This is a genomic window from Salinigranum sp. (assembly GCF_041641895.1).
Lineage (GTDB): Archaea > Halobacteriota > Halobacteria > Halobacteriales > Haloferacaceae > Salinigranum.
Map to the genome: position 1 here is coordinate 1 of NZ_JBEPXO010000120.1, position 8,459 is coordinate 8,459.

Consider the following 8,459-nt stretch of genomic DNA (forward strand, 5'->3'; position numbering starts at 1 on the left):
AGGCCTCGCTCGTCGCGGCGGACGTCCCGAACGTCCGACTCGAAATCGACCACGTCGACGAGTACGCGCTGGGCGAACTCCTCTACTCGATGGAGGCCGCCTGCGTCCTCTACGGCGAACTCGCCGGTGTGTCGACGTTCACCCAGCCGGCGGTCGAGTGGGGCAAACGGGCCGCCCGCGGGCTGCTCGGCGGTGGCGACTTCGAGGAGGCCGACGCCGTCGCGGACAAGACCCGACTCGAAATCGAGTAGCGTGCGTCGGTAACCGGAGAGTTGAACCGCGCTCGGTTCGAATCCGTCCCCGATGGAGTCTCCGACCCGAAACGCGGGCGAGGCGACCGTCGAACGCCTCGCCGGACTCACGCAGGCGGTGCTGGTGGTACTCGCCGCGTTCCTCGTCGCCGCCGCCGTCGTCGCGCCGACGTCGGCGTGGCTCGTCGACGTCGGCCTGCTCGCCGAAGGGAGCCTCGCGCTGAACGTCGCCCGGACCGTGCTCCAGTTCGTCGGGTTCGTCGTCGCCATCGTCGGCTTCCTCGCCATCACGGACACGTGGGAGGTGCTCCACACCCGACGGCCGACGGGACGGACTCTCCTCCTCGCGGGCGGTGCCACTCTCGCCCTCCTCGTGATGCAGTTCGGTGCCGGCTTCCTCTTCCAGGCCGCCGGGGTGTCGTTCGGCGAGAACCAGGTCATCACCCAGGGCAAGCGGGCGCCGGTGTACTTCCTCTACATGATTCCGGTGTCACTGCTGCTCGTCGGCCCCATCGAGGAGTTGCTCTTCCGCGGAGTCGCACAGGGCGTCCTCAGGAAGGGTTTCGGCGTCCGCGCGGGCATCGTCCTCGCGAGCGGGCTGTTCGGCCTGGTCCACTGGGTGGCCGTGTCGGGTGGGCCGCTGGAGAAACTCGCGTACGTCACAATCGCCGCGGTGCTCGGCATCGTCCTCGGCGTGCTGTACGAACGGACCGAGACGCTCGTCGCACCCGCGCTGGCACACGGCGTCTACAACTCGACGCTGTTCGTCATCCAGTACGTGGGCGCGACGGGGATGGTGTGAGCGACGGTAGACGGCCGGCGGTCGGGTCGTCACCGGGGGACGGGCCGAAGTCGACCGCTCGGTGAAGAGGGGCACGACTTGGGTAGTTCGCTCGCCGAGGAGCGGGTCCGAGGCTTGCAGAGGCAACCACGTCGTACCGTCAACACCGGTGGAGGCGCGAGCGACACGGCCGACTGGGCCGAATATACCGTCTCAGGCGGTTCACAGCCGTGTGACGGGGTCGTGGGTCTCGCCAGGTCAAGTGACTTACCGACGCGTGCGGTACACCGAGAGACGATGAGGGAGTCTCGGTGAGCTCCGCACGGGACGACGACGTGTCGGGTGCGACGCTCTCGTATCGGAGGATCCTCGAACGCGAGATGGAGAGCGCGCTCAAAGAGATCGACAGACCGACGAGAGGGGTGTTCCTCTCGGGGTTCTCGGCCGGCCTCAATCTGAGTTTCGGGGCCCTGTTCATGGCTATGGTTCTGACGTTCTCCGACGGGTTCGACTCCGAACTCTCGAAACAGGTCGCGCTGGCGAGTATCTCCTCGGTCGCCTTCCTGTTCGTCGTCGTCGGTCAGACCGAACTGTTCACTGCACACACGACGATGGCAGTCCTCCCGTTGCTCGACGGTCGTGTCTCGGTGTCGGAGGTGACCAGACTCTGGGGAGTGGTCTACGCCTCGAACCTCGTCGGTTGCGTCTGTTTCGTCGGGCTGATCGCCGCCATCGGCGAACCGATGGGGATCGTCGAACCGTCCGCGTTCGGTTCGCTCGCGAACGCACTCTCGGGGTTGCCCTGGTGGGTCGTCCTCCTCTCCGGCGTCGTCGCGGGCTGGCTGATGGGACTGGCGACGTGGCTCTCAGCCGCCAGCAGGGACACGATCGGACGACTCGTCTTCGTTCTGCTCGTCACTGCGCTGATCGGCTTCGGACCGTTTCACCACTCCATCCTCGGAACGACCGAAATGTTGTCCGCGCTGGTGCTCGCAGGGAACGTCTCGGCCGGTGCGTTCGGGACGTTCCTGCTCTTCACCACCCTCGGAAACGTGATCGGTGGCGGAGTCTTCGTCGGGCTTCTCAACTACGGTCACGTCGCGCTGGCCGGCGACCAGCAGGACGTGGAGTTCGAGTCGAAGACGCGAGCGGACGAGTGACTGTCGCTCACTCGGCGCCGACTCGTCGCGCGAGAAGCGACGGCGACGGAGACAGCGACGAGCGACGGGCGACCGCTGGGTTCGACACGGTCGTTCCGAACCGGCCCGTTCGTCACGAGGGGTTCTTCCGCGCCAGGTCCATCCCGCAGACGGGACAGCGTCCCTCGTCCTCGTCGAACTCCCGGCCACAGCCCTGACACTGGTAGCGCCACTGGCGCTGTTCGGTGATGCCGTCCTGACTGATGACGTCGCAGGCGACGTCGAGGCGGGCGGCGACGTTCTGCATCGCGTAGTCGTCGGTGACGAGCGTCGCGTCGAGTTCGAACGCCGCGGCGACGAGTCGGGTGTCCGTCTCCGAGAGGACGCCCGCGTCGCCCGTCTCGGTGGCCGCCCGGCGGACCTTCGCGATGGTCCCCTCGGTGGGGATGTGGACGTGCATCCCCGCGCCCTCCATCGCCTCGAACCGCATCGCTGCGGACCCCTCCAGTTCGTCGCGGACGGCAGGAATCGACGCCGTCTGGTCGTCGGTGTGGTAGTCGTTGATGAACGCCGACGAGTCGAGAAGTCGCATCGCGCGCTACTGGGCGACGACGATGTAGTCTTTCACCGCTTGCACGTTCCCGACCGGGACGTGCAACAGGTTCTCGTCGTCCAGTTCGTAGTCGCTCGACACTTCGAGGTTCGGTTCGACCAGGAGGTCGTGCAGTTTGCCCGTCTTCAGGTCCATCGTGATGTTGTACAGGGTCCCGAGTTCGGCCCCGTCCGAACCCATGACCGCCTTCCCCGAGAGGTTCTCCGCGAGTACCATACGCCCGCTATGAGAGCGCGGTACCATAAACACCACGGGGGCGGCAGACGGGCGTCAGACGCCCGGACGACGCCGACCACGGCGAGCGAGGCCCACGGACGCACCGCCCGTCACCCGGAGCGTCCGGGAGACGTGACCGGGACGAAGCGGCCGTCCGTCCCGCCGCCGGCGAGGGCGTACCACGTGACGATGGACTTAACTCTCCCCCCCGGCACCTGACTCACAAGGAACTTCTTCCGGGGTGATCTTCATGTCCGAATCCGACACCACACCTACCGCACTCCGCACCCCCATCGTCGCCGTCCTCGGCCACGTCGACCACGGCAAGACGAGCCTGCTCGACACCATCCGCGGGTCGGCCGTCTCGGAGGGCGAGGCGGGGGCCATCACACAGCACATCGGGGCCACGGCCGTACCGCTCGAAACCATCTCCGGCATGGCCGGGAGTCTCGTCGACCCCGACGACTTCGACCTGCCCGGACTGCTGTTCATCGACACGCCGGGGCACCACTCGTTCAGCACCCTCCGCTCGCGGGGTGGCGCACTCGCCGACATCGCTATCGTCGTCGTCGACGTCAACGACGGCTTCCAGCCCCAGACGGTGGAGGCCATCGACATCCTCAAACGGACGGGGACGCCGTTCGTCGTCGCCGCGAACAAAATCGACACGACGCCCGGGTGGAACCCACAGGAGGGCGCGCCCATCCAGCAGACGTACGAGGCCCAGTCGTCGAGAGCCCGGTCGATGCTGGACGAGAACCTCTACGAGATCATCGGCGACCTCTCGGACAACGGCTTCTCCGCCGACCTCTACTGGCGCGTCCAGAACTTCCAGAAGAACGTCGGCGTCGTCCCCTCGTCGGCGATGACGAGCGAAGGCATCCCGGACCTGCTGGCGGTGCTGATGGGACTCTCCCAGCGGTACATGAAAGAGGAGATGCAGATAGACGTGACCGGCCCCGGCGCGGGGACGGTCCTCGAGGTCAAAGAGGAGCGCGGCTTCGGCACCACGCTCGACGTCGTCCTCTACGACGGCACCGTCCGCGAGGGTGAGACCATCGTCGTCGGCGGGAAGAACGACCCCATCGTCACCGAGGTCCGCGCGCTCCTCCGGCCCCGGCCGAACGCCGAGATTCGCACCGAGAAGCGGTTCGAGCGGGTCGACGAGGTGACGGCGGCGTCCGGGGTGAAAATCGCCGCGCCCGACCTCGAAGCGGCGATGGCGGGCGCGCCGGTCCGCGTCGTTCGGGACCGCCCCGTCGACGAGGTCATCGCCGAGGTGAAGCGCGAACTCGCCGAGATCAAGGTCGAGACTGCCGAAGAGGGCGTCGTCGTCAAGGCCGACACGCTGGGCAGTCTGGAGGCGATGGCGAACGCGCTCGACGAGGCCGAAGTGCCCATCCTCCGCGCGGAGGTGGGCGACGTCGCGCCGCGGGACGTCGCCGTCGCGTCGACGGCGAACGAGGAGAAACACGAAGTCATCCTCGCGTTCAACGTCGACGTGCTGAAGAACGCCCGGGAGGAGCTGGAGAAGACCGGCGTCAGACTGTTCGACGACGACGTCATCTACCAGCTCGTCGAGGAGTACGAGGAGTACGTCGCGGAGATGCAGCGCGCCCAGCAGGAGAACGTCCTCGACAAGATCATCCGCCCGTGCCGGTTCCGGATCCTCGAAGACCACGTCTTCCGGCAGTCCAATCCGGCAGTGGTCGGCGTCGAGGTCATGTCGGGGACGCTGAAGAACAACCAGTACGTCGTCAAGTGGGAGGGGAACGAACCGACGCGCGTCGGGCAACTCAGCGGGATTCAAGAACAGGGCGAGGACGTGAGCGAAGTCCGCGCCGGGAAGCGGGTGAGCGTCGCCATCGACGGGCCGACGGTCGGCCGACAGATAGACGAGGGTGACGAACTCTGGGTGATGCTCCCCGAGAAACACGCGAAGATTCTCGAACAGGAGCTTTCGTCGGACATCCCGGCGGACGAACTCGAGGCGCTCCAGTCGTACCTCGACAAACACCGCCGTCGTGACCCCTTCTGGGGGAAGTGAGACGCGGTCACCCCTCCTCGGTCGGGTCGTCACTCCCGTTCCAATTCGGCCGCGAGTCGCCGCAGCCGTGCGACGCGGGTGTCGGTCGACGGGTGAGTCCGGAACGCCCAGCTTCCGAGCGTCCCGTCGGCCGAGAGCGTCGGGAGGACGTCGAGCGCCACGAGAGCGTCGGGAGGACGTCGAGCGCCACGAGGGCGTCGGACCACTCCCGGAGGTCCTCGGGCGGCGGACCCCGAGCCTCGTCGAGGCGGACCAGCGCGCTCGCGAGTGCCGCCGGTGACCCCGTGAGCGCCGCGGCACCGGCGTCGGCCGCCCACTCCCGGCCTCGGGAGAGCACCGCGACACCGAGTTGCCCGTAGAGCAACAGCGCCCGGTCGAACAGCCACCAGAACCACTCGCCCAGGTCGTCGGGGTCGTCCTCGAACAGGTCCTCGGCGAACACGACCGGAGCGAGCGCGAGCGCCATGAGGCGGCTGTCGCCGTTCGCCAGGTGGCTCACCTCGTGGGCGAGGAGGCCTCCAGTTCCGCCGGCGGGAGGCGGTCGAGCAACCCGTTCGACACCACGAGCGTCGCCGTCTCGCCCGCCCCGATGGTGAACGCGGCCGGCCGGTCGTACGCCGCGATTCGGACCTCGGGGGTCGGGACGCCCGCCTGCTGGGTGAGTCGGCGGACCACGCTGTCGACGCCGTCCGCCGGCCGCGACGCGCGCGAGTCGCCGTCGAGCGACTGCTCGCGGAGTCGCCGCGCCTCGGCCCGGGGGGCGGTGACGAACGCCGCGAGCGAGACGGCGACGACGAGCGCGCCGAACGCCCAGAACGCCCAGGGGTGTTCGAACACCGCCGAGGCGACGAGGCCAAGGGCGACGACGCTCTCGACGACGAGCAGGTAGAGGGAGACGAGCGTCGAGACGGCCACGACCACCTGGACGGGGTCCGACGGCGGGAACAGGTGGCCGTCCGTCGTGTACGGGGCGACGCGTGACCACTTCGAGACCACCGTCGCCAGCCAGACGAGTGCGGCGCACGCCACGACCGCCGGTGGGAGCGCGGAGACGGCCGACAGGCGGGGTGCTTGCACGGCCACGTCGTAGACGTACACGAGCAGACCCGGCACGACGAGGCCGAGCAACAGTCCCCCGAAGAGGACGGCGAAGACGGCCAGGACGGCCGACATCGAGAGGAGGACGGCGGCCGCGAACGCCATTCGAGCGAGGAGTGAGAGACGGAGACGGAGGTGCATACGACCTGCACACCCCCGCCAGTCGTCAACGTATCGCCACAGTATACAATCTGATACTCCGAACGATCGAGAGACATCGTCGAGCCGAGAATAAGTTACTCGTGACTTATCAGACACCATTCGTACGTTACACCGATTCACGAGAACACGTCGAACGAACCTCCCCAGAAAATTTTTTTAGTCGAGCGCATTCATACGAACGAACGAGGTGAGCCACGATGAGCACTCGTACCGACCACAGAGAGCGTATCGGCGGTTCGAACGGTCGTCCGGGCGGGACGCACGACGTCGGCACGAGTGACCATCCGCTCTCGAAGTACGACCTCTTCCTCGCCGTCCTGCCGCTGCCGCTCCTCGTCGGGCTCGGGTGGGCGACGCTGGCGGGCGCCCCACTGTCCGCGGGGGCCGGCCTCGGGTCGGTGCCGTCGGCACTCCTGCTCGCGTACGGGCTCTTCGTCGGCGGTCCCTCCGCTCGTAGCGGCAGTGGAGTCGGAGCGGCTCGAGAGACGCCGGGGGACGACGGACGGACCCACGGGTGAGAAGCGAGGCGGCCGAGAACGTCGGAAGCGTCGGGGCCGGCGGGAACGACGAGAACGACGAGAACGGGGCCAGCCCTGCGTCCAGTGGTTACCGCGCGGTCGGCGTCAGGTCGTCACCGACCGTCGACATCACCTGGAACGCCGCGGAGGCCGCGAGGCCGCGCGCGACTTCGGTACACTCCTCCGTCGTGAGTCCCGACTCCAGGTCGTCGGCGTCCGGCGTGAGGCCGGCGCTGACAGGGTGGCCGACGGGGGGGTGAACGGCGACCGTGGCCCGCGGACCGTTGGAGCTGTTCGACAGCTCCGACCCGATGGCGTAGCTGTCGGGGAGGTACGTCCGCGTCTGCGCGACGATACCGGCGACGGCCTCGCGAAGCTGCCGGAGTTCCGCAGCGGAGAGCTCCTCGACGTCGGCAGAGGGTTGTCCGGCACCGACCACGCCGGGGGCACCCGCGTATGGGTTGTTTCCGTTCATCAGACAGTCCAGGTACGGGAAGGGGCCGCAAAAAGCCGTCGGAGACGGAGACATCCGTTTCGACGGAAAATCCACCTCCCCTCGTGTCCGGGAGCGGACGCTACAGGATGGGCTCGCTCTCGCCGTAGACGGCGAGGACGACGGCCGTCGTGTACTCGTCGAAGCCGGCCCGGTCGGGGACATCGCCGCGCGCGAGGACCACCTCTTCGGCGTCGAACGTCCACTCGCGGAGCGCCCGCCCGTCCGCCAGTCCGCGTTCGACGGTGTCGCGCACCCGCTCGGCGTCGTTCCCGGAGGCCTCGTAGAAGAGTCCGGGACCGGGGCCGGTGGTCCAGCCCAAGCCCGCACAGACCTGGTCTGCAGTGCCCGCCCGGGCCGTCGCGCGGGACTGGACGACCGTGAGTCGGTTGCCCGCCGGTCCGAGGTCGGGCGCCGTCTCGACCAGTTCGACCGTCGCCTCGGCCGGGACGACGGAGGAGACGGTGACGAGGTTGTAGTTGTGGACGTTGGCGTCCGCGAGCGCCGCGTCGTAGGAGGCCATCGCCGTCCCGGCGCGTCCGACGCCGCGGACGACGGAGATGGTGCTCATCGGTTCGAGAAGGGAGACGCGAGGAATAATGCGTTACGATACGGCCGACCCGGGGGCGGGAGCGTCAGTACTGGTAGTCGAGGCCGGGTATCTCGACACTGTCGTCCTCGGCGAGTTTCTCCTTGGCGGCGACGAAGTCCTCGTGAGTGACCTCGGTGCGCCCGTCGCGGATGGCGAACATGCCGGCCTCGGTCGCGAGCGAGGCGAGGTCCGCGCCGCTGTACTCGTCGAGGTCGGCGGCGATAGCGGTCGTGTCCACGTCGCCCGCGAGTTTCATGTCGCGGGTGTGGATGTCGAGGATCTGTGCGCGTCCCTCGGCGGCGGGCTTCGGCACCTCGATGAGGCGGTCGAACCGGCCGGGGCGGAGGATGGCCTCGTCAAGCATGTCGAAGCGGTTGGTCGCGGCGATGATACGAATCTCGCCGCGCTCGTCGAAGCCGTCCATCTCGTTCAACAGCTGCATCATCGTCCGCTGGACCTCGGCGTCCCCGGAGGTCTTCGAGTCGGTCCGCTTCGAGGCGACGGCGTCGATTTCGTCGATGAAGATGACGGCGGGTTCGCGCTCCTTGG

General features: G+C 68.0%; 11 protein-coding genes and 1 pseudogene. 5 read left to right on the forward strand and 7 right to left on the reverse strand.

All coding sequences use genetic code 11. The annotated features are described in order from the left end of the window. The 3 genes and pseudogenes from ACESK5_RS18025 to ACESK5_RS18035 form a co-directional block, all read left to right on the forward strand. Positions 1-251: pseudogene (locus tag ACESK5_RS18025) on the forward strand (glucose-6-phosphate isomerase); the annotation flags it as partial. Positions 252-303: 52 nt separating this feature from the next. Next, positions 304-1,053, forward strand: coding sequence for a lysostaphin resistance A-like protein (locus tag ACESK5_RS18030; protein WP_372912969.1), 750 nt, complete (start codon positions 304-306; stop codon positions 1,051-1,053). A 290-nt stretch (positions 1,054-1,343) separates the two neighbouring features. Then, a complete protein-coding gene (locus ACESK5_RS18035) occupies positions 1,344-2,192 on the forward strand; it encodes a formate/nitrite transporter family protein (protein ID WP_372912970.1) in 849 nt (282 codons plus the stop codon). 112 nt (positions 2,193-2,304) lie between these two features. Here ACESK5_RS18035 and ACESK5_RS18040 read toward each other — a convergent pair whose 3' ends face one another. Together ACESK5_RS18040 and ACESK5_RS18045 are read right to left on the reverse strand one after the other, a co-directional pair. Further along, positions 2,305-2,763 (reverse strand): NOB1 family endonuclease, encoded by a 459-nt coding sequence (locus ACESK5_RS18040; protein ID WP_372912971.1) that lies wholly within the window; start codon positions 2,761-2,763, stop codon positions 2,305-2,307. 6 nt (positions 2,764-2,769) lie between these two features. Beyond that, positions 2,770-3,000, reverse strand: a complete 231-nt coding sequence (locus ACESK5_RS18045) for a PRC-barrel domain-containing protein (RefSeq protein WP_372912972.1) — start codon at positions 2,998-3,000, stop codon at positions 2,770-2,772. Between the two features lie 250 nt (positions 3,001-3,250). Between ACESK5_RS18045 and infB the strand changes: the two genes are divergently transcribed. Further along, a complete protein-coding gene (gene infB, locus ACESK5_RS18050; RefSeq protein ID WP_372912973.1) occupies positions 3,251-5,047 on the forward strand; it encodes a translation initiation factor IF-2 in 1,797 nt (598 codons plus the stop codon). 7 nt (positions 5,048-5,054) lie between these two features. Here infB and ACESK5_RS18055 read toward each other — a convergent pair whose 3' ends face one another. Together ACESK5_RS18055 and ACESK5_RS18060 are read right to left on the reverse strand one after the other, a co-directional pair. Further along, positions 5,055-5,513, reverse strand: coding sequence for a hypothetical protein (locus tag ACESK5_RS18055; RefSeq protein WP_372912974.1), 459 nt, complete (start codon positions 5,511-5,513; stop codon positions 5,055-5,057). 29 nt (positions 5,514-5,542) lie between these two features. Further along, positions 5,543-6,286, reverse strand: coding sequence for a hypothetical protein (locus tag ACESK5_RS18060; protein ID WP_372912975.1), 744 nt, complete (start codon positions 6,284-6,286; stop codon positions 5,543-5,545). Positions 6,287-6,504: 218 nt separating this feature from the next. Between ACESK5_RS18060 and ACESK5_RS18065 the strand changes: the two genes are divergently transcribed. Then, the gene (locus ACESK5_RS18065; RefSeq protein ID WP_372912976.1) at positions 6,505-6,825 is read left to right on the forward strand and encodes a hypothetical protein; all 321 of its coding nucleotides are present in this window, start codon (positions 6,505-6,507) and stop codon (positions 6,823-6,825) included. 88 nt (positions 6,826-6,913) lie between these two features. On the opposite strand, the gene ACESK5_RS18070 is transcribed toward ACESK5_RS18065, so the two are convergent. From ACESK5_RS18070 to ACESK5_RS18080, 3 genes are all read right to left on the reverse strand, one after another. Next, the gene (locus ACESK5_RS18070) at positions 6,914-7,300 is read right to left on the reverse strand and encodes a DUF5811 family protein (RefSeq protein ID WP_372912977.1); all 387 of its coding nucleotides are present in this window, start codon (positions 7,298-7,300) and stop codon (positions 6,914-6,916) included. A 100-nt stretch (positions 7,301-7,400) separates the two neighbouring features. After that, the gene (locus ACESK5_RS18075; protein WP_372912978.1) at positions 7,401-7,889 is read right to left on the reverse strand and encodes a pyruvoyl-dependent arginine decarboxylase; all 489 of its coding nucleotides are present in this window, start codon (positions 7,887-7,889) and stop codon (positions 7,401-7,403) included. 64 nt (positions 7,890-7,953) lie between these two features. Further along, positions 7,954-8,459 (reverse strand): AAA family ATPase (locus tag ACESK5_RS18080; protein WP_372912979.1); only part of this gene is annotated, 506 nt, incomplete at its 5' end.

What these genes read in the sequence shown, in the direction of transcription:
- ACESK5_RS18030 (WP_372912969.1), top strand. Translation starts at nt 304, where the DNA reads ATGGAGTCTCCGACCCGAAACGCGGGCGAGGCGACCGTCGAACGCCTC.
- ACESK5_RS18040 (WP_372912971.1), bottom strand. Translation starts at nt 2,763, where the DNA reads ATGCGACTTCTCGACTCGTCGGCGTTCATCAACGACTACCACACCGAC.
- ACESK5_RS18045 (WP_372912972.1), bottom strand. Translation starts at nt 3,000, where the DNA reads ATGGTACTCGCGGAGAACCTCTCGGGGAAGGCGGTCATGGGTTCGGAC.
- infB (WP_372912973.1), top strand. Translation starts at nt 3,251, where the DNA reads ATGTCCGAATCCGACACCACACCTACCGCACTCCGCACCCCCATCGTC.
- ACESK5_RS18055 (WP_372912974.1), bottom strand. Translation starts at nt 5,513, where the DNA reads ATGGCGCTCGCGCTCGCTCCGGTCGTGTTCGCCGAGGACCTGTTCGAG.
- ACESK5_RS18060 (WP_372912975.1), bottom strand. Translation starts at nt 6,286, where the DNA reads ATGCACCTCCGTCTCCGTCTCTCACTCCTCGCTCGAATGGCGTTCGCG.
- ACESK5_RS18065 (WP_372912976.1), top strand. Translation starts at nt 6,505, where the DNA reads ATGAGCACTCGTACCGACCACAGAGAGCGTATCGGCGGTTCGAACGGT.
- ACESK5_RS18070 (WP_372912977.1), bottom strand. Translation starts at nt 7,300, where the DNA reads ATGAACGGAAACAACCCATACGCGGGTGCCCCCGGCGTGGTCGGTGCC.
- ACESK5_RS18075 (WP_372912978.1), bottom strand. Translation starts at nt 7,889, where the DNA reads ATGAGCACCATCTCCGTCGTCCGCGGCGTCGGACGCGCCGGGACGGCG.